The organism is Pseudonocardia sp. EV170527-09, from assembly GCF_008369905.1.
Classification (GTDB): Bacteria; Actinomycetota; Actinomycetes; order Mycobacteriales; family Pseudonocardiaceae; genus Pseudonocardia.
Map to the genome: position 1 here is coordinate 1 of NZ_VRMC01000037.1, position 26,487 is coordinate 26,487.

The 26,487-nt window shown below is 67.3% G+C and carries 24 protein-coding genes and 1 pseudogene; 21 read left to right on the forward strand and 4 right to left on the reverse strand.

The window, feature by feature from the left end; all coding sequences use genetic code 11:
- A partial coding sequence (locus FVA95_RS13505) for a leucine zipper domain-containing protein (RefSeq protein WP_149662471.1) occupies positions 1-174 on the reverse strand: 174 nt, incomplete at its 3' end.
- A 141-nt stretch (positions 175-315) separates the two neighbouring features.
- Here FVA95_RS13505 and FVA95_RS13510 point away from each other — a divergent pair.
- Positions 316-1,545 carry an amidohydrolase family protein gene (locus FVA95_RS13510; RefSeq protein ID WP_240051463.1) on the forward strand — a complete coding sequence of 410 codons (1,230 nt, stop codon included), beginning with the start codon at positions 316-318 and terminating at the stop codon, positions 1,543-1,545.
- A 482-nt stretch (positions 1,546-2,027) separates the two neighbouring features.
- Here FVA95_RS13510 and FVA95_RS32880 read toward each other — a convergent pair whose 3' ends face one another.
- Positions 2,028-2,231, reverse strand: a complete 204-nt coding sequence (locus tag FVA95_RS32880; RefSeq protein ID WP_240051464.1) for a hypothetical protein — start codon at positions 2,229-2,231, stop codon at positions 2,028-2,030.
- Positions 2,232-2,372: 141 nt separating this feature from the next.
- Here FVA95_RS32880 and FVA95_RS32885 point away from each other — a divergent pair, with 141 nt between their 5' ends.
- Together FVA95_RS32885 and FVA95_RS13520 are read left to right on the forward strand one after the other, a co-directional pair.
- Complete coding sequence (locus FVA95_RS32885) at positions 2,373-2,966, forward strand: S9 family peptidase (RefSeq protein ID WP_240051465.1); 594 nt, start codon at positions 2,373-2,375, stop codon at positions 2,964-2,966.
- Between the two features lie 75 nt (positions 2,967-3,041).
- A complete protein-coding gene (locus FVA95_RS13520) occupies positions 3,042-4,364 on the forward strand; it encodes an alkaline phosphatase PhoX (RefSeq protein ID WP_149664528.1) in 1,323 nt (440 codons plus the stop codon).
- 1,145 nt (positions 4,365-5,509) lie between these two features.
- On the opposite strand, the gene FVA95_RS13525 is transcribed toward FVA95_RS13520, so the two are convergent.
- Complete coding sequence (locus FVA95_RS13525; protein WP_149664529.1) at positions 5,510-5,794, reverse strand: hypothetical protein; 285 nt, start codon at positions 5,792-5,794, stop codon at positions 5,510-5,512.
- A gap of 432 nt (positions 5,795-6,226) precedes the next feature.
- Here FVA95_RS13525 and FVA95_RS13530 point away from each other — a divergent pair, with 432 nt between their 5' ends.
- The 8 genes from FVA95_RS13530 to FVA95_RS13565 all read left to right on the forward strand — a co-directional run bounded on the left by FVA95_RS13530 (position 6,227) and on the right by FVA95_RS13565 (position 15,343).
- Positions 6,227-7,510 (forward strand): MFS transporter, encoded by a 1,284-nt coding sequence (locus FVA95_RS13530; protein WP_149664530.1) that lies wholly within the window; start codon positions 6,227-6,229, stop codon positions 7,508-7,510.
- Positions 7,511-7,722: 212 nt separating this feature from the next.
- Entirely contained in the window at positions 7,723-8,310 is a 588-nt protein-coding gene (locus tag FVA95_RS13535) for a FaeA/PapI family transcriptional regulator (RefSeq protein WP_149664531.1), read from the forward strand.
- 169 nt (positions 8,311-8,479) lie between these two features.
- A complete protein-coding gene (locus FVA95_RS13540; protein WP_149664532.1) occupies positions 8,480-9,271 on the forward strand; it encodes an MTAP family purine nucleoside phosphorylase in 792 nt (263 codons plus the stop codon).
- Positions 9,268-9,942, forward strand: coding sequence for an HAD family hydrolase (locus FVA95_RS33925; RefSeq protein ID WP_368667327.1), 675 nt, complete (start codon positions 9,268-9,270; stop codon positions 9,940-9,942). The genes FVA95_RS13540 and FVA95_RS33925 overlap by 4 nt, the downstream gene beginning before the upstream one ends.
- Positions 9,943-10,015: 73 nt before the next feature.
- On the forward strand, positions 10,016-11,236 hold the full coding sequence (locus tag FVA95_RS13550; protein ID WP_161992302.1) for a YqcI/YcgG family protein: 1,221 nt from the start codon (positions 10,016-10,018) through the stop codon (positions 11,234-11,236).
- Entirely contained in the window at positions 11,233-11,811 is a 579-nt protein-coding gene (locus FVA95_RS13555; protein WP_149664535.1) for a non-canonical purine NTP pyrophosphatase, read from the forward strand. The genes FVA95_RS13550 and FVA95_RS13555 overlap by 4 nt, the downstream gene beginning before the upstream one ends.
- Positions 11,811-12,800 carry a nucleoside hydrolase gene (locus FVA95_RS13560; RefSeq protein ID WP_149664536.1) on the forward strand — a complete coding sequence of 330 codons (990 nt, stop codon included), beginning with the start codon at positions 11,811-11,813 and terminating at the stop codon, positions 12,798-12,800. The genes FVA95_RS13555 and FVA95_RS13560 overlap by 1 nt, the downstream gene beginning before the upstream one ends.
- 617 nt (positions 12,801-13,417) lie before the next feature.
- On the forward strand, positions 13,418-15,343 hold the full coding sequence (locus tag FVA95_RS13565) for a S9 family peptidase (protein WP_205015850.1): 1,926 nt from the start codon (positions 13,418-13,420) through the stop codon (positions 15,341-15,343).
- Between the two features lie 76 nt (positions 15,344-15,419).
- On the opposite strand, the gene FVA95_RS13570 is transcribed toward FVA95_RS13565, so the two are convergent.
- Positions 15,420-15,914 (reverse strand): MarR family winged helix-turn-helix transcriptional regulator, encoded by a 495-nt coding sequence (locus FVA95_RS13570; protein WP_149664537.1) that lies wholly within the window; start codon positions 15,912-15,914, stop codon positions 15,420-15,422.
- Positions 15,915-16,000: 86 nt separating this feature from the next.
- On the opposite strand from FVA95_RS13570, the gene FVA95_RS13575 reads away from it, so the two are divergent.
- The 10 genes and pseudogenes from FVA95_RS13575 (at position 16,001) to FVA95_RS13615 (ending at position 26,481) form a co-directional block, all read left to right on the forward strand.
- Entirely contained in the window at positions 16,001-16,972 is a 972-nt protein-coding gene (locus FVA95_RS13575; RefSeq protein ID WP_149664538.1) for an aldo/keto reductase, read from the forward strand.
- A gap of 37 nt (positions 16,973-17,009) precedes the next feature.
- Positions 17,010-18,104, forward strand: coding sequence for a Gfo/Idh/MocA family protein (locus FVA95_RS13580; RefSeq protein ID WP_149664539.1), 1,095 nt, complete (start codon positions 17,010-17,012; stop codon positions 18,102-18,104).
- 163 nt (positions 18,105-18,267) lie between these two features.
- Positions 18,268-18,990 (forward strand): alpha/beta fold hydrolase, encoded by a 723-nt coding sequence (locus tag FVA95_RS13585; RefSeq protein ID WP_149664540.1) that lies wholly within the window; start codon positions 18,268-18,270, stop codon positions 18,988-18,990.
- A 164-nt stretch (positions 18,991-19,154) separates the two neighbouring features.
- The gene (locus tag FVA95_RS13590) at positions 19,155-20,282 is read left to right on the forward strand and encodes a Gfo/Idh/MocA family protein (protein ID WP_149664541.1); all 1,128 of its coding nucleotides are present in this window, start codon (positions 19,155-19,157) and stop codon (positions 20,280-20,282) included.
- Positions 20,283-21,130: 848 nt separating this feature from the next.
- Positions 21,131-21,640: pseudogene (locus tag FVA95_RS32890) on the forward strand (acyl-CoA dehydrogenase family protein); the annotation flags it as partial.
- 91 nt (positions 21,641-21,731) lie between these two features.
- Positions 21,732-22,352 carry an acyl-CoA dehydrogenase family protein gene (locus FVA95_RS32895; RefSeq protein WP_240051466.1) on the forward strand — a complete coding sequence of 207 codons (621 nt, stop codon included), beginning with the start codon at positions 21,732-21,734 and terminating at the stop codon, positions 22,350-22,352.
- A gap of 178 nt (positions 22,353-22,530) precedes the next feature.
- A complete protein-coding gene (locus tag FVA95_RS13600) occupies positions 22,531-22,986 on the forward strand; it encodes a nuclear transport factor 2 family protein (protein ID WP_149664542.1) in 456 nt (151 codons plus the stop codon).
- 56 nt (positions 22,987-23,042) lie between these two features.
- Entirely contained in the window at positions 23,043-25,055 is a 2,013-nt protein-coding gene (locus tag FVA95_RS13605; protein WP_149664543.1) for an acetoacetate--CoA ligase, read from the forward strand.
- On the forward strand, positions 25,043-25,789 hold the full coding sequence (locus FVA95_RS13610) for a fumarylacetoacetate hydrolase family protein (RefSeq protein WP_149664544.1): 747 nt from the start codon (positions 25,043-25,045) through the stop codon (positions 25,787-25,789). Before FVA95_RS13605 ends, FVA95_RS13610 begins: the two co-directional genes overlap by 13 nt.
- A 119-nt stretch (positions 25,790-25,908) precedes the next feature.
- A complete protein-coding gene (locus tag FVA95_RS13615) occupies positions 25,909-26,481 on the forward strand; it encodes a VOC family protein (protein ID WP_149664545.1) in 573 nt (190 codons plus the stop codon).
- The last annotated feature ends 6 nt before the right edge of the window (positions 26,482-26,487 follow it).

A 26,487-nucleotide genomic window follows, 5' to 3' on the forward strand; every position in this document is an offset into this window, starting at 1 on the left:
GTCGGCCATCCCCGCCGGCCCCTCGGCCCGGTAGCGGTCGGACCACTTCTTGGCGGTCCGCGCGGAGACCATGAACATTGTCGCGGCCGCGGTGTGGGTCCAGCCGTGCTCGACGACGAGTTGAGCGAGCCGCAGCCGGGCGCGCGGGGTCAGAGCGGCGTTAGCGTGGGACACGAAGGCCTCCGGTGGGTGAAGCGGTTCCTAGACAGCTCCACTTCACAACCGGAGGCCTTCGTCTGTCAGCCAGACTCACCGCCCCCGGACGGGACAACCTCCCTGGACATCACACCTAGTGCAGGGAGAGGTTCGCTGACCATGGACCGCATCGTCGAAGCTGACCGGATCATCGTCGGTCCCGTGGGCGAGGTTCTGGATCGCGCCGCCGTGCTCGTGCGCGGCGACCGGATCGCGGGGGTCGGCCCTGCGGATGAGCTCGCGATGCGCTGCCCGGGCGCCGAGCGATTGCGCTTCCCGGGGGCGAGCATCATGCCCGGCCTGGTCAACAGCCACGTGCATCTGGCAGCAGACCTCAGCCGTGAGCCCTTCGGCACGGTCCGACGAAGCCCTCGCGATGAGGTCCTCGCCCTGGTGCGAGCAAATGCGCAGGCCTGCCTGCGCTCGGGCTGCACCACGGTGCGGGACCTGGGCGATGCCCACGGCGTGGTCGCCGAGGTCCGCGACCAGGACCGGGCCGTCGCCTCATCCCCGACTCCCCGCATCCTTGCCGCTGGTGCTCCGCTCACCATCTCCGGCGGGCACTGCTGGTTCCTGGGCGGGATCGCCGACACCGACGCCGAGATCCGCGCAGCCATCGACGCGCGTACGGCGGCGTCCTCTGACCTGATCAAGGTGATGGCCGGGGGCGGTCAGATGACACCGGGCGGGCCGAGCGAGTTCGAGTCGCAGTACACCGTCGCGCAGCTCCGGCTCATCGTCGAGCACGCCGCCTCGCACGGGCTCACGGTCGCCGCCCATGCCCACGGCACAGCAACGATCCTGGACTGCATCGAAGCCGGCGTCGCGACGATCGAGCACTGCGGCTGGCGTTCCGGGCCCATGCAGCGGGACCGCCCCGAGGAAGCCGTCCGCCGCATGGCGGCCCAGGGCACGATCGCCGGCGACACCACGCCCCCACAATGGCGCCGCATGGTCGAGCGGATCACCTTCCCCGACGGGTTCCGGTTCGGCGACCAGATCAGCTGGATGACCGACCACGGCGTCGCTCACGTCATCGGGACCGACTCCGGCATGCCCAACGCCGTGTTCGATGAGTTCCGCACGAGCCTGGAGCTCTACGAGGAGCTGGGCTTCGACCGCGCCCGCATCATCGAGACCGCGACGACCGGAGCTGCACGCCTGCTGGGACTCGGCGCGAGCACTGGCGCGGTCCGCGAGGGCCTGGACGCAGACCTGCTCGTCGTCGACGGGAACCCTCTCGACAACCTCGATGTCCTGCACCGCCCGAGCCACGTGATCGTCCGCGGCCGCGGCTACTCCCAGACAGACCTTTCGCCCGCCGGCACAGCCACCGAACCAGTGGCATAGCAGCCCCGAGCCCGGACCTACGCATGTGAGGCAGCCGCGCAGGTCGGAGTGGCACAGCGGGCCCAGCTGACAAGAAATGTACTATCTACATGCCTGCAGGTAGTACAGTTAGTGTACGATTTGCCTGTGTCTGGCGGGCGAACGATGACGGCCTCGCTGCTCGTTGCCGCCTGCGCTCTGACTGCCCCAGGCACCCCGGTGGTCGACTGGCCGACCAGGCCGTCTGTGCACGAGGTAACGGCCTCACATCATGGATCCGGAGTAACGGCCAGGATCTTCGCCACTCAGATCGAGCGACAGCTGCCGTCTGATAGAGACACCATCTCGATCGATGGGGTGGAACTGCCCGACCCGTTGAAGTCGGACGCCGGGAACGTCGTGGGGTCTGCAGCGGCTTGGGAGCGTGAGCGGCGCCCTGAGCTGTTGAAGGCCTTCCAGGAGAACGTCTACGGCACGACCCTGCCGGCCCCGACCAGGACGACCTACCGCGATGCCGGCGGCGGCAACGGCTCGGCGAAGAAGGTCACGATCACGGTCACCGGGCCGGCGGGCAGCGCGAGTTTCACCCTGCGCCTGTTCGTCCCGTCCTCGGGTAAGCCGAAGGGCACGTTCCTGCTGATCGACCACCGCGGCTCGGTCGGTGACGATCCGAGCTCGGGCGGGTACGCCCCGGCCTCGAAGATCACCGGCGCCGGGTACGCGCTGGCCGCGCTCAACGCCAAGGAGGTAGCCCCGGACGACGCGGGCTCCTACCGCGACGGTGTGATCAACGCGTTCTACCCGGCAGGGCAGGATCTCCCGGCCGATGCGGGCCGGACGATCAGCGCGTGGGCCTGGGGGCGAGCCGCGCGATGGACTACCTGCAGACCGCCGACGCCGCGAGCATGGGTATCGCCCCGAGCAAGGTCGCGGTGCTCGGGCACTCCCGTGGTGGGAAGGCCGCGTTGTGGGCCGGCGCCCAGGATCCGCGGTTCCCGGTGGTCATCTCGAACAACTCCGGCTCCACCGGCGCGAAGCTCGCCCGCCGCGACTCCTCGGGCGAGTCGATCTCGGCGATCAACTCCCAGTTCCCGCACTGGTTCCCCGAGACCTACAAGCGCTTCAGCGGAAACGCCAGCGCCCTGCCGGTGGATCAGAACGAGCTGCTCGCGCTGATCGCGCCGGGCCGGGTCGTGGTCGCCTCGGCCGCTGACGACGGCAACGCCGACCCCCAGGGCGAGTTCCTGTCCTACCTCGGTGCCGCCCGGGTCTATGCGCTCTACGGGCTGGGGGACACCGGGCTCCCGTCGACGAGCTGGCCACCGACAGCTGGGAAGAGCTTTCGGGGGCCGAGTATGAGCTACCACCTGCGATCCGGGGGGCATGGCCTTGAAGACGCCGACTGGGACATCTACCTCGGCACCGATCTGTTCGAGCGCTAGCGCGACTCGGGCCAGCTTCGGTGGACCCGTGGCCCTTTCCGGCGCGCTGGCCACTGTTCCTCGAGGAGGAGATTCGTGCTGATCGACAGACGTCGGTTTCTACGTCGTAGCGGGCAGGTCGGTCTCGGCATCGCGGGGACCGGACCTGTCCATGGGCTGCTCGGCCGAGCGGGCGGCGCTGCGCGGCCTGTCGCGGCGGCCGGGTACGGGCCGCTCGTCGACGACCCGAAGGGCATGCTCGCGCTGCCCGATGGCTTCTCCTACCGGGTGGTCACCCAGGCCGGGAAGACCCGCCTGTACTCCGACCACGCCTCTCCCGGGATCCACGACGGCGCCGCGGCATTCGCCGCACCGGACGGGAACGTGCTCGTGGTGCTCAACCACGAGGTCCGCGGGGGCGCCGACGACGACGGCGCCGTCCCGCACCTGCGCGGCTACACCTGGCGCGACGACGCAGGCGGCGGCTGCACCGTCGTCAAGACCACCCCCGACGGCGAGCTCATCTGGGAGACCGTCGCCCTCGCCGGGACCTCCACCAACTGCGCCGGAGGTGTCACCCCCTGGGGAACCTGGCTGACCTGCGAGGAGACCGACAAGAACGGGCACGGCTACGTCTTCGAGGTCGACCCCGTCGACCTCACCGCGAACCGTGACCCGCGCCCGATCAAGGCGCTTGGCCGGTTCGTGCACGAGGCCTGCTGCGTCGACCCCGACACGCTGACCATCTACCTCACCGAGGACACCTCGAACCCCTACGGCACCGTCTACCGGTGGACCCCGCCCTCCGGATTCCGCGGCCGCAGCGGCGCGCTCAAGGCCCTCGACGCCGACGCGGGTGAGCTGGCCGCGATGGTGGCCACCGACCGGGCCGGGAAGCTCGTCGAGGATTTGGACCAGGCCGACGCCGTCGGCACCTCCTACGGCGTGAAGTGGGTGCCGGTCGCCGACCGCGACGCCACCCGGGGGGCGGTGCGCTCCCTCGATGGGATCACCCGGGCGAAGAAGCTGGAGGGCGCCTGGTGGGGCGACCACGCGGGTGTCGCCGGCGCGTACCTGGTGTCCAGCTACTCCGTCTCACACCGCGGCCAGATCTGGCACTACGACCCGGCCTCCTCCACGCTGACTCTCACGACAGTGTTCGCCGTCGACGTCGACGGCGAGAGCGTCGAGGCCCCGGACAACATCGTCGCCGCCCCGTTCGGCGGACTGATCGTGTCCACCGATGGAGACGGCGACAACCACCTCGCCGGCGTCACGGCCGACGGTCATGTGTTCGCGATCGCGCGCAGCCAGATGGGCTCGGAGTTCACCGGGCCCACCTTCTCTCCCGACGGGCGAGTGCTGTTCGCCGGTATTCAGCAGCCCGGCACCCTGTTCGCGATTACTGGACCGTGGTGAGGTTGGTGAGGAATCGGATCTGGTGGACCCTACGTCGCGTTCTTCCAAGGACCGTTGCTCGTCCCCTTGGCCTGCACGGCGGCGGGGCGTGCGGTTAGCCAGCGGCAGGCCCGTGGCGCTGTTCGCGATGACCGGCCCCCGGCAAGAGCCGACCGCAGAGTCTCGAGTTCGAAGAGAGTGGCGTGCAGCCGGTGGCGCGGATCGAGATTGCGGGCGGCGGCGGGGGCGCGTAGCGCCCCGAACAGGAGCCCAGCCAGGGCCATCGTCGCCGCGGTGATCTCGTCGACGGCGGGCTGGTCGAGGCCGAGGTTGCCGGTCGAGACCCATGCTCAGGCTGGGGGCGGAGATGGTGCCGGCGAGGCCGAGCCAGTTCCCCCCGGTCCTTGGTGGAGCTGGTGGAACAGGCAGAGGTGGGGGAGGGGCCGGAGGACCCCCGGGGGGGAACGCGCCGTGTTTGTAGCAGCGCACGCAGAATCCGGTCGTCGTTGCAGGTGAGCGGCCTGATTCTGGGCACGGCGAATTTGCCCCGTGTCTGTGGTGGTTGGCTCCCGGCCCAGGATGTATCCTGGACACGCGAAAGCGCCCCTTCTACGCAGTGGGGTAACGGCCCCGGTTCGCCGGGGCTACGGCGTCAGACGGATGCAGGTCCGGTCTGATGCGAGAACGAACCGAGGCGGCCCCCGGCCAGGGGGGCCGCCTCGTTCTCGTTTACGAGGCCTTGGTCAGAGGCCGCTCCGGAGTCGTGTACTGGGCGGGGATCTGCCCGGGGAACTCGTTGCGGTACCGCAGCCCGAGGTGGAGGAGTGCCCCCCGCCACGATGGAGATGCTGCGGTCGGGCTCGCTCGCGATCGCCCGGCCGGCACCGTTGTCGTCAAGCGGGATGCCCATGGTGAGCCCGGTGAAGTCCGTATGCGAGACGCGCCGTCGATCTCAATAGCACCACTGTCTTGCTCGCAGGGCGCCGGCGGACCTCGACGGCGAACTTCGACGTTTCTGCACCCGGGCTGGGCCATGGTTACAACCACGACGGGCCGGTCTTGAAGCTGGCAGCCCCGAGAGACTGGTCGAGATGATCAGGTCACGGACGATCGCTCGTTGTCCGCCTCGTTGAGCCGATAGAGATCGACGTCATCGCTACCGGCGCTTACCCCAGCTCTTCTCGCAGTTCGACGAGACGACGGCTGTAGCTGCCACGAACTGCGGCGAGGTCCCCGGGGTACTTCGGTGACAGGCTGCGCTGCTGGTGCGTGCAGTCAGCGATGCGCCCTCGCAGGTGCGAGATCCGCTCGCGGTCAGGCTCCGGCTTCTGGCCTTCTCGCTCGAGCAGAGCGACGTAGCAGGCGAGGACCTCGTTGATCGCCTCCTGCGCGGCCTCGTAGCTGACCGCGGCATCGCTGCTCCACTGCTGCCGCGGGAAGTCAGCATTCATGCGCGGTGCTCGCGGTCGATGACGCGGGACGGCAGGTCCTCGGAGGTCATGCGGGGCAGTGTGCCACCGTCAGCTCGTGGTGCCGACGGCCGCGACGCCCTTGGCGCGGGTGCCCTACGAGGTGGAGCACAGCGTGGCCACCGAGCGGATGCCTTTCCGAGCCGCGCGGTGATGCGTGCGGTCACGACAGAGTCGGGCAGGTCGCGGCGCCGTTGTCTCGGACCAACGAGGAAGTTGTCGTATCCGGGTGCCGTCACGGCTGTATGGCGGTAGCGTTGCGGGCAGAATCGGGAACGGCACGCGTCTGGTGGCTGGGTAGGCGCGTCTCTTCGCTGTGGCCAGGAGACGCCGATGTCCTACCGTAGATTCTTTCGTTCAGCGCGCCCGAGCTTCCTTGTTCTCGCTCTCATCGGGCGCCTCCCGTATGCGGTTGTGCCCCTCGGCACGATCGTGCTGCTGCAGGCCAGTTCTGGCAGCTTCGCCTTCGCTGGGCTCGCGGCGGGCGCGCAGAGCATCGCGATCGCTCTTGGCGGTCTGTGCGTAGGCGCGGTGGCCCGCTGGATCCCGCCGCGGCGGATCGGGTTCTGGGCTGCTCTGCTCAATGCAGCCAGCATCATGCTGTTGCTGCTCGCTAGCCGTAACGCCGGACCGCTCGTCATCGTCGCTGTGGCGGTCCTGGTTGGGCTGACTCAGCCCCAGGTCGGGCCCTTGGTGCGGGTGCACTGGTCTGGACAGCTACGCGGCGGCGACAACCACCTGGTCCGGACCGCGATGTCGTACGAGGGTGCCGCTGATGAGGCCAGCTTCGTGCTCGGGCCGGCGATGGTCGGTCTCCTTCTTCTAGTTCCTACCGCCGCGTGGGGGTTCCCGCAGGCAGGTCCGCTGCTTGGCGCCGCGGTCCTGCTCGTGGTCGCCGCCGCGCCGCTCGCTCGCCAGTACGCTGACTTGCCGCGCGAAGACACCACCTTCGGGACCGATCCTGGCGGGCGGACGACGGGTACGTCGGCCGCGGATGCCACGCCTGTGTCGGACTCGGCTGCGGCCGGACCCGGAGTCAGGTTGCATTGGCCGTCTCTGATGACGTTGACCGTGGCGATGGTGAGCGTCGGGGTGATCTTCGGGGTGGTGCAGACCGGTGTCGCTGCTTACGCCGAGGCTGAGGGCTCCCCGGAGCTGGCCGGTCTCTACTTCGCTGAGCTCGGGATCGGGAGTGCGGTCGCGGGCGCGGCGTGTGCCTGGTTGCCTCGCTGGTTCGGTCTTGCCCTTCGCCGCTGGCTGTTCCCGCTCGCTCTAGTGCTCGGGATGCTGGTGCTTCTCTGGGGCGCGGTGGCTGGTTCGCTGCCGGTCGCGATCGCGGTCGCCGGCCTGGCCGTCGGTCCCTACATGGTGACCTTGTACTCGCTGACCGAAGCCCAGACACCGTTGCCGTCCATGGCGACGGCGATGGCCGTGCTGTGCGCTGGCGGGCCTATTGGGACCGCCGCGGGCCAGTTCGGGGCCGGCCTGATCGCAGACCGCGTCGGCGCCACGTCGGTGTTTGTGATCGCCCCGATCGCCGCCGCTGTCGGGCTGGCCGCGTCACTCGCGAACACCCGTACCTTTAGCTCCCGCCTGCTCGAGGGGGGTACGGCCTCGGGCCGGGCCGTCGACAGCGAAGCCGACGTTGGCTCTCGTGATGCCGCCGACGTTCGCCCCGGGGATCGGGAGGCTGGCTGATGTACGAATCGCCGATCGCGGCCCGTCGAGACACGAGACAGCCGTGCCGGGCGAGCTCATCTCAGCCTGCGCCACGTGTGGTCATCGGAAGTGGGCGACCGATACCCGCCGACCTACAGCGGCAGGTTGCGGCGAAAGTCCAGGTGGTCGGATCGGCTATGAGTCCAGGCGAGATGCTCCGGCAAGTAGAGGCTCTTCGACCGGACGTCGTGATGTACCTCTGTGACGGCCACGAGTATCAGTCGATCGATGACCTGCGGCGACTCCGCGACGAGGGCCGCCACCAGTGCGATCTGGTGTTGATCGTCGCTCGCCCCACCTTGGCCCTCGTGCTGGCAGGCGTGCGGCTTGGCGTGGTCTCGTGCCTGACCTTGCCGCTCCGCGCAGAGCAGCTCGCCGAGCATGCCTCGCTATGGCGTCAGCGGGCCGAGCTCCTGACCAGCACCGGATATCTGGATGTCCTCGACACCGAGCAGGTCGAGCGCTTCTTCCCGCTCACCGTGCCTCGCCACGTCACACCTCGCACCGAGACTCCAACGCTGAAGAAGGTGCGGGAGGTCATTCGCGCCACGCAGAGCTACGTAACTGCTCGACAGGTAGCCGAACACACCGGCCTTTCGGCCGTCTCCGTTCGACGATACCTCCGTGAACTTACCGAGCGTGGAGACGTCGCCACCGCAGTCCAGTACGGCAAGACGGGCCGGCCCACAACTCTATTTCGGTGGTCGAGCTCCAACGAGCCCCACGAAGACCCTGCCCCGACGCACATCCAACTGGGTTCTACGACCAGGCGAACATGAGTCTCATTCTACTATGTTTTCCAACTTCGGAAAGTTGAACAACTGGTACGCTCAGGTGCATAGCTGATCGAACCGTTGCGGCACGAGGCTTTCCAGGTATAGACATCGAACCACGCTCGGTGTCGCCAGGTCACCACACGAACGCGCGTCCTCAGCTCTAGGAGTAGTCATGCCGAATATTGCGGTTATCGGGAGCCAGGACGTCGACCTGTACGAGTGGTTAGATGATGCGCGGCCGCTTGTAGTCCCAACCCGCGACAAGGAGGTCCGCGGCACTGTCGGAAAGCTACATGGTGTCGAAATCGCTTTCATTCCGCGTAACGGCGACGGAGTCCCTCGACCTCCTCATGTTATCGACTACCGTTCGAACATCGAAGCCCTCGTTAGTCTGGGCTGCCGTCAGGTCCTCACTACCTCGATGGCCGGTACCGTTCGAACTGCGATTCCACTGCGGAGTCTGCTGCTTCTGGATCAGTTCATCGACTTCACTCGAAACCGGCAGTTCTCGTACTTTCGTGACGGTGATCCGTTCGGATTTGCCGACATGACCGAACCGTTCTGTCCGAGCCTGCGTGAATCGACCTTGGCGGCCGCAGAGAAAGCCGGCGTCGACATCTCACCATATGGTTGCTACGTCTGCGTCCCCGGTCCACGTTTCGAAACTCGCGCCGAGGTTCGGATGTATGGGCAGCTGGGCGCGGACCTCATCGGCCACACGACGGTGACCGACGCTGTTATGGCACGCGAGGCGGGTCTGTGCTTCGTGACCGTTGCAGGTGTGATCACGATGGGCGCCGGCCTCGGGGAGCATGCCATGAACGCTCACGAATGGCACGAGTCTCGGCGCAGCTGCGCCCAGCGCTTCCGCCTGATCGTGGACCAGCTCGCTCACGCTACCAGCATCGGTGAAGTTGACTCGAACGGCTGTGGATGCCGGTCCGCGGCGCCGATCGAGCGATGAACAAACCTCATGTGGTGTGGGACTGGAACGGAACGCTCCTGATAGATAACCAAATCACGATCTCAGCGGTTATCCACGCAATTCACGTGCACACCGGGCGCGCGATCACTCATCGCGACCACCAGATACATTTTCGGCGTCCGATCCGCGTATTCTTCGAGACTCTAGCAGGTCGCAGGCTCTCCAATCACGAGTTCGATCAGATCACCAACACCTTCACCAGAAGGTGTAGAGAGCTCACCCCAGCTTTACCACTACACCCGGATGCCGCGGCTGCGCTCGCCCAAATAAGAGCAGACGGATTCGCCCAGTCGCTACTCTCGATGCATCCTCACGATGAGCTGACCGTCGCAGTCGCCCACTTGGGACTTCGTCGCTACTTCAGTCTCGTTCAGGGATGGCGAGGTGGGTCAGATACCAAGGCTGACCACTTGCGAGCGCATCTTACGACTCTAGGTCGGCTGTCGAACCCCAGCTCCGTCGTCGTCATCGGGGACACTATCGACGACTATGCAGCCGCCGAAGTGAACGGGTGCAGGTTCATCGCTGTCGGCGACCCAGAATCCTCCCTTCACGACCACACTCGATTCGCAGAGCGGGGTGTGTCAGTAGTGTTCGGCCTGAAGGAAGCAGTTGAATCGGTCCGCAAGTCTCTGCATGTCAACAGCTGATAGGAAGGCCATGTCCGCTTCGTCGCGGGATGCTTCAACGGGCTCACAGTGTGCCCGCCTCAACATCGCACACGTGCAGTCCGCCGTCGGGCGCGATACGTTGGTACAGCGGTACTCACCCGACCCACTAGCTGCACTCATGAAACTGTACGATGCGGTCCAGGGCATACGCGAATCGGAATCAAGAGGTCTCAAGAACACGCCATTCCTTGAGTCGGCTCTCGGTAAGGCCTACCTTGCGAGTCTATGGTTGGCGGAGGAGTACGGTATCGCATTACGCCCTGCCTATCGTCGGGCCGGACTGAGGCCATCCATTACCGACATGGAAGACCGCAATCTGCAGCAGACGCAGAGCGGGAAGCCGAGGTCCCGGCTCGAAAGTGCCGCTGATATTGAGGTGCTCGCACAGCAGATCGCCAGACTGGTCGGGCACTTCGAGATCGGACTGGATGAGCCAGACGACAGCGAAGGCCTTGCGGATCTGCTCACCGCATTTCATAGGCACTTGCTGCTCCTGGCGGCGATCGGTGATGTGGATCTGCCCAGCCTGATTCGCGACCAGTGTCGGAACCAGCCGGGTGGGGGAGCTTCTCTGAGTAGACGAGGATGGTTGAGCCCCCAGCAAGCACGATCCGTCCGTCAGTTCGCTCCCGTTATCTCAGGGACCCACTGCCCCTTTGCTCCAGCAGCGCAGCTATGGGGTCTGGACCCATCACCTAACGAGTCGATTGACGATCTGGCGAGACGGCTGGGGAATGAACTCGCCAGGCTGGTCCGTGTGTCGAGTCGTGAAGCGCTGGATGGGCTGGTGGTCGCATTCCCCGCACACCGCTTCGGCTCTACCGTGGAGACTGCTGGCGTGACACTCCAGCGCCTGCTCGCGCGATTGTTGCTGGCAGATCCGCTCGAACCCAGATCGTGGGAGCACGAGAGCATCCGAGATCGCTCCTGGCGATTCCGGTTCAACGGTGAGGATTTCTTCGTCCCTATTTTTGCCCCATTCTACCCGCCTAATCACCCACGGTTCACCTACAGCGCTCGCGAGACAGCGTTCGTGCTCTTCCAGCCCAACGTTTCGTTTCATCGGCATCTTGGCGCATCAAAGATCACTCGTGCGGTTATCCGGACCCAGTTCGCGGATGGGCTACAGGAGTACGAAGACCGGGGATACCACCTCGAAGCACACCGGTTCTTGCCTGGCCTTTCCGGACAGGCCGTCGACTGGTTCGATACCCCGAGCCCGTTTCCCGCGGCGTCAGAGATGCCGATCCAAAGCGGAGACGGCACCCGATGAAGGCCGTGAAGGTACTCAGTGGAAACGCTATCAAGCTTGCGGAGATACGTGCTCTGTTGGAGCACCCGATCGAGGCAGTCGACCATGTCGAACCCGAGATTCAATCAACAGACCCATCGTCAGTCGTTCTAGAGAAGCTGAACTGTGCGACTGCAAGAGCCCTGTCCGAAAGTGGATTCGTTGTACTTGCCGAAGACACCGCGCTGCACCTTGCTGGATGGAACGGTCTTCCTGGGGCACTCGTAAGCTGGTTCGTGGACGAAATGGGCCCCGAGAAGCTCGCGAGACTCATCGTCGAAAGCCCGCTCTCCGACCGCGCGACAGCAGAAAGTGCCGTTGGGGTTCGCTACGGCGAAAGGGTGGCCACCTGGACCGGGAAACTGAGCGGCCGGATCGTACACCCGAGGGGCGACCTGGGCGGCTGGACACCAATCTTTGAGATTGCTGGCTGGGGTAGGACACTTGGGGAGCTCGATCTTACAGAACGTCTGCGCGTCACGATGCGCCGTGAACCGCTGCTTCGCGCTAGCAGATGGGTACAACGACACTGCAGTACTGAGGAGGGCCGGGCGTAATGCTCATCATCGATACTGACCCGGGTGTGGATGATGCGTTTGCGCTGGCTGTTGCGCTTTCGCGACGAGAAGAGGTAGCTGCGATCAGCTGCACGTTCGGCAATGCCAGCGTGCTCAACACCCATCGGAATGCTAGAGTGCTGACATCTCTATTCGGGGCAGCAAACGATGTCGAGGTGTTCTCTGGAGCCTCGCGCCCTTTCGGTACTGCAGCGGCCCCGGGAGACGCGAGTCATGTACATGGCCACGACGGGTTTTCCGGGCTCGGTCGTACAAGTTCAGGAGTGCTGCTCGGGCGTCCCCCGAACACTACAGGGGCAATCGATGCCCTGAGGCACGTCCTTGAGACATCGACTGAACCAGTTGACCTGGTTGCCCTCGGGCCCTTGACAAACTGCGCCGCGCTGCTGAGGGAAGCCCTACCGACTGTCAGATCCAAGCTGAGGCGGGTCGTCGTACTTGGCGGAGCGATCGAGAGAGGGAACGTCACACCCTACGCCGAGTTCAACTTCTGGTGCGATCCGCACTCTGCCGACTTCGTTCTCCGGCAAGCCGAAGTACCAGTACTCTTGGTGCCTATCGATCTGACGCTAGCTGTCGCGGGTTTCACTCAGCAGTTTCTTGAACGGCTCAGGGCCGTCGGCGAGGCCGGGGCATTCCTTGAGCAACTCGCCTTGCCTCTACTGCAACACTACCGACGATCGATAGATCGCGATGTAGTCGTGCTGCACGATATCGTGGCAACACTTGAGGCATTGAACCCAGGGTCCGTGCGGACACGGCCCGTCTGCGCCCGTGTCCGCGCCGACCCTGGCCCCGAACAGGGGCAGTTGCGTCTGCGCGCTCCATCGACCTCCGACGGCGAGCCTGGCGGTGACTCTACTATCGAGATCGCCGAATCACTCAGTCCGGAGGTAGACCTGGAGACCATACTTACTCGATCGGTCGAGATCGTATCCAAATTCAGGTCAACAACTTCCAGCTGCTAGTGCCTTGCCTCGAAACGTTGGCGATTGCCCGAGCCGAACTCTGGCAGTGGGAGGCCCGGTTCTCGGCGGGTGGGGGGATCGCACTGCAGCTCGGGTGTTCGTCCGGGAGCTCGATCCGGCCGAGGCATAGCCTCTGGTCAAGATCATCCGCCGGCCTCACCCTGAGAAACTCATGCAGCTCAGCCACGACTGACCGTCGAGCAGGGGCAGGCAGCCGTGCATCAGATGCAATAGTAGGCAGACCGTCTGTCATAATTTGTATTATCGGCTCGGAATCTCGCCCGCCCTCGTGGACTACGTTAGGACCATCGCCGCAGTCGGACACGCCGTGATGTTTACGGCAGTTCAGAGCGTGTTTAGGAAGATCATGTCGAGGGTGTGCGCACGTAATCCTGCTGGCGGATGTGCAGTGAGCCGGGTCCGCTCGACCACCCATCGCCAGGAAAGAACAGCGAATCCGCGCTGTTCAGCCCGGTTTGCGGGCGGCCTCGACGCAGGTACGCCCGACTATCGCCAGGTTCGAGACGAATGTGACACACCACTCGCTCCTTGACTTGGACGCGGCGGCAGAGTTTCGAATCCGGGGGGTCCGCATCACGAACCGGTAGGAGCCCGCCATGATGACCGACCTGACCACCGTCGAGGAGTTCTTCGCCCCACCTGCTCGCATCGACGCCCGGATCTCACCTGACGGTATGACAGTCGCCTACCTCGCTCCGTGGCGGGACCGGCTCAACGTGTTCGTCCGCGGCCTGCACACCTCCTCCGGCGAGTGGCCCGACGCCGACGCCGCGGACGATCCGGAAGCTCGGCGGTTGACCTCTGACGATCGTCGCAGCATTGACACGTTCTTCTGGACCACGGACTCTCGCTATCTGCTCTACCTGCAGGACTCCGACGGCGACGAGAACCACCACCTGATGCGTGTCGACCCGGCCCGACCCGACGACGCCGCGGTCGATCTCACTCCGCTACCGGGCGTACGCGTCGTCGGCACACAGTTCTGTCCTGACCGGCCTGCGTCGGCGTTCGTCCAGCTCAACACCCGCCGTCCCGACCTGATCGATTTGCACGAGGTCGATCTCGAGACCGGTCGGTCGATCCCGGTCGCCGAGAGCGACGGGGACGCCATTGGCTGGCTTCGCACACCCACCGGGCGTGTCCTGCAGCTCGGCATGACCGAGAACGGCGTCCACGTGCTCTCCGAGGAGACCGACGGCGCGCCCCGCACGATCAGCCGATTGTGCGGGCTCGACCACCCGTTCGGCCTCGTGCCGTGCGTCCCCACCCCGGACGGGTCGGGGCTGTGGATCGGGTCGCCCCGCGGCTCCGACCGCACCCGACTGGTCCGGCTCGACCTCGACACCGGCGAGCAGACCGGCGTCGACAGCCACCCTGTGTTCGACCTGGACACCCCCCGCCCCGAGGCCGACCCGCGCTTCCCTTCGTCGCTGATCGTGCACCCGGTGACCGGGGAGCTACTCGGTGCCCGCTACCTCGGCGAACGACAGGTGATCCACGCCCTCGACGCGCACTTCGCCGCCGTCCTGCCCCGACTAACTGAGCTCTCCGACGGCGACCTCGCCCACGTGTCCTGCGACGGCCAGGCGCAGCGCTGGGTCGTGGACTTCACCCACGACCGTGATCACCGGGCCACGTGGTTCTACGACCACACCACAGGCGCCGCGCAGCGCCTGTTCCGGCCCCACCCCCACCTCGACCCGGCGCGGTTGGCACCGGTCACCCCCGTCACCGTCCGCTCCCGCGACGGCCTGGACCTGCCCTGCCACCTGACGCTGCCGGTCGGGACCGACCCTCGGAACCTGCCGACTGTGGTGCTGCTACACGGCGGGCCCTGGTACCGCGACACCTGGGGCTACGACCCCGAGGTCCAGCTGCTGGCCAATCGCGGCTACGCGGTGCTGCAGGTCAACTTCCGCGGCTCCACCGGCTACGGCAAGGCCTTCACCCAGGCCGCGATCGGTGAGTTCGCCGGTCGCATGCACGACGACGTGATCGACGCCTTGGACTGGGCTATCGCGCAGGGGCACACCGACCGCGACCGGGTCGCGATCTACGGGAGTTCCTACGGCGGGTACGCCGCCCTCGTCGGGGCCGCGTTCACGCCGGACCGCTTCGCTGCTGCGATCAGCTACACCGGCATGTCCGACCTGACCGATCTCACCCGCTCGGTCGTCCCCGTCGCACGCAAGGCCGTCTACAACAGCTACGGCCGCTACATCGGCGACCCCGACGACCCGGCCCAGGAGGCCGACATGCTCGCCCGCTCTCCGATCAGCCGGATCGACGACATCACCGCCCCGGTCCTGTTGATCCACGGCGCGAACGACGTCCGCGTGCATCGCAGCAATGCCGACCGGGTCGCCGCGGCTCTGCGGGCCCGCGGTGCCGAGGTGGAGTACCTGCTCAACGACCGCGAAGGTCACTGGTTCGTTAATCCGGACAGCAACATCGAGCTCTACCGCACTCTGGAGCAGTTCCTGGCCCGCCACCTAGGCGGATACGTCCCGAACGACGGCTGACCGGAACCCGCCCCTCCTCGCCGAAACGGCCGGTCCTGAACCGCGACCACGATCGGGCTGCGGCGGCCGGACGGCGTCACTGCCCGCCGACGGCACTGTCTGCTCGTACAGCTGCTTCTACCGCGCCCCCGATCCTGGTCAGCGCGGCCAGGTCCCGGCGCTCCAGGTGGTCCAGAAGGTACTCGCGGACCGCGACGACGTGCCCCGGAGCCGCGGCCACGACCACCTCCCAGCCGGCCTCGGTCAGCGTTGCGATAGTGCGCCGCCCGGCTCCGGGGACACGCGCCCGGATGATGAGACCACGCCCCTCCATCCGTCGGACTACGTGGGAGAGCCGGGACAGCGACGCCGCGGTGCGGGCGGCCAGTTCGCTCATCTGCAGGGTGCGCTCCGGTTGCTCGGACAGCACCGAGAGTGCCATGTACTCGAAGAACGTCAGGTCCGACTCGCGTCTCATTCGGGCATCCAACGCCGCCGGCAGGCTGATCATGATCGCCGAGTTGGCCAGCCATGCCTGCATCTCTGCGTCGTCCAGCCAGGGCGGGGCGTCCTGCTCATGCGCGTCCGTCATCGGTCCAGCCTACGCATTTATTGACACTTCAAGTTCAGCCGGGTACATGTTGAACCATCAAGTTCGCGCTCCGGGAGGGTCTTCGTATGCCACACACGTCGTTGGGAGATCTCGCGGTTTCCCCCGTCGGCCTGGGGGTGATGGGAATGTCGGCGTTTTACACCGGAGCCACCCGCGACGACGCCGCCGCGATCCGCACCATCCGGCATGCACTCGACCTCGGTGTCACCCACGTCGACACCGCCGAGGCGTACGGGCCGTTCGTCAACGAGGAGCTGCTAGGGCGGGCCCTGCGCGGTCGCCGAGACGAGGTCGTGCTGGCGACCAAGTTCGGCCTGGTCTCACACACCGGACGCCCGGTACCCGACGGTAGCCCGGACGGCCTCACCACCGCCGTCGAGGGATCGTTGCGGCGGCTCGGGACCGACCACATCGACCTCTACTACCAGCACCGAATCGACCCCACCACGCCCGTCGAGGACACGGTCGGTGCCCTGGCCGGGCTCGTGGCGGCGGGGAAGATCCGGTACATCGGGCTGTCCGAGGCGAGCCCGGATTCGATCCGTCGGGCGCACGCCGTCCACCCGCTGGCCGCGGTCCAGACCGAGTACTCGCTGTGGACCCGCGACGTCGAGACCGGCGTCCTGCCCACGCTGCGGGACCTGGGGATCGGGCTGGTCCCCTACTCCCCGCTCGGACACGGCTTCCTCACGGGTGCCGTCCGGTCGCTCGACGACCTCGCCCCCGACGACTGGCGCCGCACCAACCCCCGCTTCGCCGGCGGAAACCTCGCCCGCAACCTGCACATCGCCGACGAGATCCGCGACGTCGCCGACGAGCTGGGCGCCACGCCCGCGCAGGTCGCGCTGGCCTGGCTACTGGGCCAGGGCGACGATGTCGCCCCCATCCCGGGCACCACCCGCCTCGATCGGGTCGAGGAGAACGTCGCCGCCGCCGACGTCCGACTCACCGCCGCACAGACCGCGCGCCTCGACGCACTGCGTCCGGCCGTTGGAGAGCGACACAGCGAACCGGACATGGCGGCTATCGACCGCTGAGTCGATCCACCACCCTTCACAAACGGAGCACACGACCGTGACGAACAATCCGATCCGCGTCGGTATCATCGGCGCCGACACCCGAGCGAGCTGGGCAGGCGCGTCCCACGTTCCCGCACTCGCCGCGCAGCCAGCCCTCACGCTCGCCGCGGTCGCGACCCGCCACTCCGAAAGCGCCCGCGCCGCCGACGAGGCGTTCGGCGCCGACACCTGGTTCGCCGACCCCTACGCCATGATCGCCGACCCCGGCGTCGACCTGGTCACGGTGGCCGTCAAGGTCCCGGCGCATCGCGAGCTGGTCCTCGCCGCGCTCGCCGCGGGCAAGGCCGTGTACGCGGAGTCCCCGCTGGGGACGAGCGTCGCCCAGGCCGAGGAGATGGCCGCCGCGGCCGGGTCGTCACACACAGCGATCGGCCTGCAAGGCCGGCACAACCCGTCGGCACGGCGCGCGGCGGAGCTCGTCGCGTCCGGCCGGCTCGGCCGGCTCCTCTCCGCCCGGGTCGTGGGCACGACCTTCGGCAACGGCCCCGAGTCCACAAGCGACTACGCCTACTTCGACCAGGCCGCTGCCGGCGCCGGACTGCTCCCGATCGGGGCAGCGCACGTGCTCGACGTGGTGGAGGCGATCCTGGGCGAGATCACCGAGATCAGCGCCCGCACCGCGACCCTGTGGCCGGAGGTGACCCTGACCGACTCCGGCGCGACCGCGGTCCGCGAGGTTCCCGACCACCTCGACGCGATCATCGTGACCGCCTCCGGCGCCCCCGTCGGGGTGCAGGTTCTCGGCGGTGTGACCCCGCCCGAGGCCGGCTTCAGGCTGGAGGTCCGCGGCACCGACGGGTGGCTGAGACTGACCGGTGACCACCCGGCCGGGGTCCAGGTCGGGGACCTCGCACTGGCGTCGGACGTCGAGTTCGCCGCTCCGGACAGCCCCGCCGCCACCGGCATCGGCCCGACCGCCGCCGAGATCTGGAACGGTGCATCCATCAATGTGGGCGAGGTGTACTTCAGCCTGGCGCGCGACATCCTGAACGGCACCCACCATACCCCGGGATTCGGGCACGCTGTCCACAACAGCCGTCTGATGGCCCGAGTCGAACAGGCCGCGAGAACTGGTCATCGGCAGTCGTGACGTATAGGGCAACCGATGCGGAGCTCTGGCAGCGGACGTAGGTTCGGGCATGGGCATGCCGGACGGCGGTGCCGGCCCATAACCCCGATCCGGGGTCGTCCTCCTCCCCTGAATCGGCCGACCGGCCATTCAACCACGACATCACTCGACTGGAGAATCCGAGATGCCAGCTGTCTTCGTCCATGGCGTGCCTGATACTCACCGGATCTGGGACACCGTCCGCTCCCATCTTCGACGCGATGATGTTGTGACGATCGACCTCCCCGGATTTGGGGCACCCCTACCAGCCGGATTCACGTCGACCAAAGAAGAATATCTCGATTGGCTCACTGAGAAGGTCGACGAATTCGGCGAACCCGTCGATTTGATCGGTCACGATTGGGGCTCTCTGCTCACGGGCCGTCTCGCATCTATCCGACCAGATCTGGTGCGGACATGGACAGGAATCAGCGGACCGATCGATCCGGAGTATCCGTGGCACTATCTTGCCAAGATCTGGCAGACGCCGGGTGAGGGCGAGCAGTGGATGGCGGACCTCGACCTCGAGGCGTTCGCAGCGAGCCTCACCGAGGCGCAGATGCCGCGCGACGCGGCCTACGAATCGGTCCGGCATCTCGACTCCACCATGCGAGCAAGTATTCTCGCCCTTTACCGTTCGGCGATCGAGGTCGGGGCGGAGTGGAAGCCAGGTTTGAGCGACGTGACCGCACCAGCGCTAGTGATCTGGGGGCTGGACGATCCGTTTCTTCCTCACCGCTTCGCCGACGAGCTCGGTAATGCCACAAGCGCACGTGCCGTCTTCAAGCTGCGCAGCTCGCACTGGCCGATGCTGGAGCGTCCGGCCGATGTCGCGCGCGAGCTCGAGGCCCACTGGGCGCACGTGTAGAATCTGCGGTTGAGCCACTCGGGCTCACTCCCCGCGGGCGCTAAACGAACGGCAATCGTTGCTCGCTCGCCATGGAGCCCGAGTACCCACGCACTTGCCCGGAAACAAACTCTCGTGATGCAACCCGGAGAACGTTGCCGGAATCCTCAAGGCGGAGCATCCTGATGACGAATTCAGCAAACGCCCGGATCGGCGTCGGCCTTGTCGGGGCAAGTGCCGATCGGGGTTGGGGCGGAATTGCACACGTCCCGGCGCTGCAGGCGCTCGACGCGTTCCAGATCCGCGCTGTCAGTACGACTCGTATCGATAGCGCGAAGGCGACCGCTCGTCGACTGGGCACCGATCTCGCCTTCGACACACATGAGGCTCTGGTCGTGCGACCGGAGGTCGACCTGGTGGTCGTTGCGGTCAAGGTGCCGGAGCACAAGCGGATTGTTTCCGATGCACTGGCCGCGGGCAAGATGGTTTATTGCGAATGGCCGCTCGCAAGAAACCTGTCGGAGGCCGCAGCCCTGGAGGGGCGTGCCCGCGAGCGGCGGCTGCGGACGGTTGTCGGGTTGCAGGGCGGCCTGCACCCACCGATCCTTTTCCTTCGCGACCTTATCGCGCAAGGCGTGATCGGCACGCCGCTCAGCACGAGCATCAGAGCGCATCTGACCGACGACATGTGGGTCGGGCGATATGACCCGCCGGTCGAGTACATGGCTCACGCAGAGCATGGCGCCACGCTTCTGAGTATCATGCTCGGCCACGGGCTCGAGCCGCTTGCGCGCGTGCTCGGCACGTTCGAGAGTCTGTCCGCCGTCGTCGCCAATCAGCGCGGTGACGGCGTCCGCCTCTCCGATGGAGCGTCGCTGCCGAAGGACGCGCCGGATGAGATCGTCGTCGCCGGCGTTCTCGAAGGCGGGATCGTCACTTCGCTGCACTACAGTGCCGGGCAGTCTGCTGGCTCGGCGATGGTATGGGAGATCCAGGGCACCGAGGGCAGTGTGCGTGTGGCGTCGACGTCGGGCTACCTCCATTTCACTGATTTCACCATCACGCTGCGCCGCGGCAGCGAGCCTGTCCAAGTGCTACAGGTCCCCCCCGCTTATGCGGCTCCTGAACTGCAACTCGACGCACCCGCAGCGGGGGTCGCCCGCCTCTACGCCCAGTTCGCCGCCGACCTCCGTGACGGAACCGCCAATGCGCCGGATTTCGCGGTCGCGCTCGACCGCCACCGGGTACTCGAGGCGATCACACGGGCCGCTGAAAAAGGCCATCGGCAGCATGTGTCCCGCTCCGACCGATGAACTCCGATTTGTGAACCCGGGCGAGGCCCTGCCGCATGACCCGAAGAGATGGTGATCCGCAAGCTGCCCCTGACTCGATCACTCAGAGCTGACCCGCAACGTGTCGAAGCTCTGCGGTCCCGATGACCTGGCCCCCGTACTCGATCGGGTCACGGGATGCCCGAAGTGATCGCTCGCATCAGACGGGGTCGAGGTCGTCGCGATGGACGGGTTCACGGCTCCACCGCCGACGACGGCCCCGACCATCCCCCCAGACGGAGCGCGAGTGCCAACGCCTCCTGAAGAAGCCGCTGGCTTCGAGGAGCGACCGGGGACGAAGATCGCGTCCGACTGCTTCGAATCAGGACCCGCCGAAGACCGCCACTCCGCGGACAAGGGCGGCCGCGACCTCGACGGATCGGATCTCGACCCTGAGGACGACCGCCCCCTCGGACGAGGAGACCACGAAGAACGACCGCCCGCGCACCACAGCGTCGCGGACGGCAACGCCGAAGCCAGCCGACGAGATCGCTGTGTTGCCGAGCCGACGTGCACGACGAGCGACAAGGTGTGAACCGATGTCTGCACCGGCCGACAACCTGATCGGCGCGTGGATCTCCGGTCTTTCCGACGCCTGCGATGGCCAGCACGTCAATGGTCCGCCGCAGCCCACGGGGTCGACCGGGGACAGTCGCTGGTCGCGGATCGCTGGGTCTCGCGTTCCTGGCCGTGGCAGGAGCTGACATCGCCCTCGATGCTCTGGTGCCGTCCTTGCAGATCAACGTTCATAGACATACGGCTCACGTCACCCCCCATCGCCGTGAGTTGTCGCCCGACAGAGTCAGGTGTCGATCACCGATGGAGGAGATATGGCCGTCGACCTTGCCCAGGACAAGCACGTCCAGGCACTCGCCGACCGCACCGCACGGTTCGTCCGCGAGGTCGTGATCCCGGTCGAGGAAGCGCACGACGGCGTTCTCCCGTCCGAGGCCGCCCGAGTCGAACTGCAGGAAGCGGCCCGTGGTGCAGGGGTGTTCGCTCCGCATGCGGCGCCAGCCTTCGGAGGGTACGGCCTGGACATGCGCGCACGTGCCGCGGTGTTCGAGGAAGCGGGCTACTCGCTGCTCGGCCCGATCGCGTTGAACATCGCGGCGCCCGACGAAGGCAATGTTCACATGCTCGAGCGGATCGGTTCGGAGGGGCAGAAGGCCCGTTACCTGGCACCGCTCGCAGCGGGTGACGTCCGGTCGTGCTTCGCCATGACCGAGCCGGCCCCCGGCGCGGGCTCCGACCCCGATGCGCTGCGGACGACCGCATCGCGGGTTGAGGGTGGCTGGCGGATCGACGGGCGGAAGTGGTTCGTCACCGGAGCCGATGGTGCGGCGTTCACGATCGTCATGGCCCGCAGCTCCGGCGGACCCGGCGACCGCGGCGGCGCCACAATGCGACCGCGGCGGCGCCACAATGTTCGTGGTCGATGCGGACAACGCGGGGATGACGATCGGGCGCCACATCTCCACACTCGACGGGTCGCTGTTCGGCGGGCACCTGGAAGTGGAGTTCGACGACTGCCGGGTCTCCGACGACGCCGTTCTCGGCGAGGTCGACCAGGGTTACCGCTATGCGCAGGTCCGCCTCGGGCCGGCTCGCCTGACCCACTGCATGCGGTGGCTCGGCATCGCCCGCCGCGCACAGGACATCGCTGTCGAGTGGGCCGCGGAACGGAGCATGTTCGGGGCGCGACTGGCTGACTCCGGCATGGCCCAGGCGATGCTCGCCGACAACGAGATCGACATCGCCGCCGCCCGCGGCCTAGTGTTGCAGGCCTGCTGGGCCCTCGACCGAGGTGAGCCGGCCGCGATTGAGGTCTCGATCGCCAAGACCTTCACGGCCGAAGCGGTGTGGCGGGTCGTCGACCGTGCGTTGCAGCTCAACGGCGGCCGCGGAGTCTCGGCGGACGTCCTGCTGGGCCGGTTCCTGCGCGAGGTCCGCCCGTTCCGGATCTACGACGGCCCGTCGGAGACCCACCGGCGATCGATCGCCACGCGCGCGGTCGACCGCTACCGGATCGGGCGTTCCCGGGCGGGGTGACGTCGACACTCCACCCCGGCGCGAGCCGGTTCCCGCAGGCGAACCCCGGTTTCACGTGGGTGGGCTTCCCGTCGTGAACAGAATAATATACTGTGCACTTTGCTCGACCGTTGCGCCCCCGGCTCGTGACCGAGCACGGGGCTGCGGATCCGGTCGGCACCGAGGAGAGGAATTCGCGATGACGTCGAACCCGACACCGTTGTCGGAATCGGTGGACCTGCTCCTGGACCGAGCAGCGATCCATGACTTGATCACGACGCTGTTCCACTGCGTGGACACGAAGAACTTCACCGAGGCTGCGGAGCTCTTCACCGACGACGGTCAGATCCTGCTGCCGTTCGCGAGCTATCCGGTGACCGAGCTCGTCCAGGTGTCGGAACGCCTCTTCGCTCCGTTTCACGCCACCCACCACATGGTCGGCAACGTCGCCATCACCGTCGACGGCGACTCCGCCTGGTCCCGGCACTACGTCCGCGCGACACATGTCCCGGACGCCTCGGACACGGCACGGCACGCGGACGTCGGCGGTTGGTACGACTGGCTCTACCGGCGAACCCCCGACGGGTGGCGGATCGCCCGATACGAGCTCACCTTCGTCTTCTCGGACGGCATCGCGTTCGAACCGTCCACATGAGATGCGGAGGTGATCCGCTGGCGCCGCCGCGGCGGGTCGAGGGGAGGCCATCGGTGATGTCCGACGCAGGAGCCGTGCCCGCCGACCGGGCCGAGATCCTCTGGACGCCATCGGACGAGCGACGGGCGGCGAGCGGACTGGCCCGCTACCTCGGCTGGGTGTCCGGGCGGATGCCCGAACCGGTCGACGATTACCCGTCGCTGTGGAACTGGTCGGTCCGACCCGGGAGCGGGTTCTGGGCCTCCTTGGCCGAGTTCCTGGACATTGCTGCGGACGGCGACTGGTCGACCGAGCGGGAGTCGGCGGCTTCCGCGTTCTCCGGCGCAGGATGGTTTCCCGATGTCCGGCTGAACTACGCCGAGCAGGCGCTGCGCGACGACGCCGACGGGCCCGCGCTGATCCAGGTCAGCGAGGACCGTCCGACCGTCACGGTCTCGTGGTCCGAGCTACGCGGACAGGTGGGGGCCTTCGCCGCCCAGCTGCGCGGGTGGGGGGTCGAGCCGGGAGACCGGGTCGCCGGATACCTCCCCAGCGTCACCGAAGCCGTCGTCGCGCTCCTCGGAAGTGCGGCGGTGGGAGCGGTCTGGACGTGCTGCGCCCCGGACTACGGCACCGACGCGGTGCTCGACCGGCTGACCCAAGTACACCCCCGGGTACTCGTGGCCGCAGACGGCTACCGGTTCGCCGGGCGGGACAACGACCGCGTCGCGCAGATCCGGCAGCTCGCGCAACGGCTCCCGGATCTCGAGCAGGTCGTCGTGGTCCCCCGGATCCACGACACTGTCGACTGCGATCTGCCGGTACCGGTGACCGGGTGGAGCGAGATCGTGACGCAACCGACCGAACCGGTCTTCACACGGCTTCCCTTCGACCATCCGCTCTGGATCCTCTACTCGTCGGGGACCAGTGGGCCCCCGAAGGGGATCGTGCACTCCCAGGGCGGCATCGTGCTCGAGCACGCGAAATGGCTGGCCCTGCACGCCGACGTGCGCGCCGGGGACCGGTTCTTCTGGTTCAGCTCGACCGCCTGGGTGGTGTGGAACGCCGCGGTGGCCGCATTGATGGTGGACGCGACCGTCGTCCTCTACGACGGATCACCGAACCGGCCGCGCCCGGACCGGCTCTGGGAGATCGCCGCGGAGACCCGCGCGACCCAGTTCGGCACCGGCGCCGGCTACCTCACCGCGTCCCGGCAGGCAGGACTGGTCCCCGGCCGGGACCACGACCTGAGCGCGATGCGCTCGGTCCTCTACTCCGGGTCGGTGCTCCCGGTGGACGGCTGGCGCTGGGTCTACGAGGCGGTCGAGGCCGACATCTGGCTCGACGCGCCCTGCGGCGGGACCGACGTCGGCACCAGCTATGTCGGTGGTAATCCGCTGTCGCCGGTGTACGCCGGGGAGATGCAGTGCCGGTTGCTCGGGGCCCGGGTGGAGTCCTGGGACGAGCAGGGGCGGCACGCCACCGACCGTGTCGGGGAGTTGGTCGTCACCGCGCCGATGCCGTCGATGCCGGTGCGGTTCTGGAACGACCCGGGCGGGCACCGCTTCCGGGAGGCCTACTTCGACGTCTACCCCGGTGTGTGGCGGCACGGCGACTGGATCACGATCACCTCACGCGGCACCGCCGTGGTGCACGGCCGGTCGGACTCGACCCTCAACCGTCACGGGGTGCGGCTCGGCAGTGCCGACATCTACGCCGCCGTCGACCGGATCCCCGAGGTCGCCGACAGCCTGGTCATCGGCGCCGAGCTGGACGGCGGCGGGTACTGGATGCCGCTGTTCGTCTCGCTCGTCGACGGGATCGAGCTCGACGAGGGGCTGCGCGCCCGGATCGCCGAGGAGATCCGGCGGTTCGCCTCCGTCCGGCACGTGCCGGACGAGATCCTGCTCGCCCCCGGCATCCCGCGAACCCTGACCGGCAAGCGCCTGGAGGTACCCGTCAAACGGCTGTTGCAGGGCCTTCCGCGCGACCACGCGGTCAACGCCGGCGTGGTCGACCGCCCCGAGGTGTTGGCGTGGTTCTCCGAGGTTGGGGCACGACACAGAAAGGCGACGACATGCGCATCCTGAACCTGGCCGGCCGGCTGACCATCGACGTCGACGGCGAGCGCGGGACCGACGTCGAGACGGCCAGCAACGGCCGGTTCGGGCCGGATCCCCAGTCGATCTACCGGCAGTGGGACGAGTTCCGTGACTGGGCGGCGGAGGATCGGTCCCCCGCCGGGACCGTCCCGATCGACGCCGACGCCCTCGGGCCGCCGTCTCCGGCGCCCCGTCAGGTCTTCGCAATCGGCCTGAACTACCGGGAGCACGCGATCGAGGCCGGTCTCGAGCTGCCCCAGACCCCGATGGTGTTCACCAAGTTCCCGTCCAGCGTCACCGGGCCGGGCGGGGTGATCGACCTGCCGGACGGGTCGGTCGACTACGAGGTCGAGCTGGTGGCCGTGATCGGGCGGGAGGCCTCCGGCGTCCCGGCGGGCGAGGCCTGGGCGCACGTGGCCGGCCTGACCGTCGGGCAGGACCTCTCCGAGCGGGACCTGCAGATGGCCGGATCGGCACCCCAGCAGTTCAACATGGGCAAGTCATTCCCGGGATTCGCCCCGACCGGCCCCGTCTTGGTCACCCCGGACGAGTTCGCGGACCCCGACGATGTCGAGATCAGCTGCGCGCTCAACGGTGTGCTGGTCCAGAAGACGCGGACCAGCGACATGATCTTCACGCTCCCGGCGATCGTGGAGTTCCTGTCCTCGGTGGTGACCCTGTACCCGGGAGACCTGATCTTCACCGGAACCCCCAGCTGCTGATCGGGCCGGGCGACGACCTGGTCACCGCCGCCGCCGGGATCGGGCAGATGCGGCACACGTTCCGCCACGCCGGCGGCCGCAGCTGACCCGCCACGACCATCAACGGAGATGAGACCCCGATGAGCAGCAGGCCCTACCTCGCCCACGTCGTGTTCCAGACCGGCCGGCTGGAGGAGATGCGCGACTGGTATGCCACGGTCCTCGGTGCGCACACCGTCCACCAGGGGCACGGGCTGTGCTTCATGACCTTCGACGACGAGCACCACCGGATCGCCCTGATCCAGCCACCGGAACCGCCGGAGCCCAGGAGCCCCACGGCCTCGGGGATGCACCACACCGCCTACACCTTCGACCACCTCGACTCGTTGCTGGCGCGCTACACCGAGCTCAGGGACCGGGGCATCGCGCCGGCCGCGCCGGTGCAGCACGGCGTCACCACCTCGCTGTACTACCAGGACCCGGACGGCAACTTCGTCGAGCTGCAGGTCGACAACTTCGGCACGTCCGAGGAGACCACCGCCTACATGCAGGGTCCGGAGTACGACGGGGATCCGGTCGGCGTCGGGTTCTCCCCGGACCTGATGATCACCGAACGGCGTGCCGGCACGCCGGCCGAGACGCTGCAGACGCGGGCCTGGGCGCTGAGCACCACGCCCGGGCTGCCGTCGCCGGTCCACGCGCTGTCGTCCTGAGCCCGT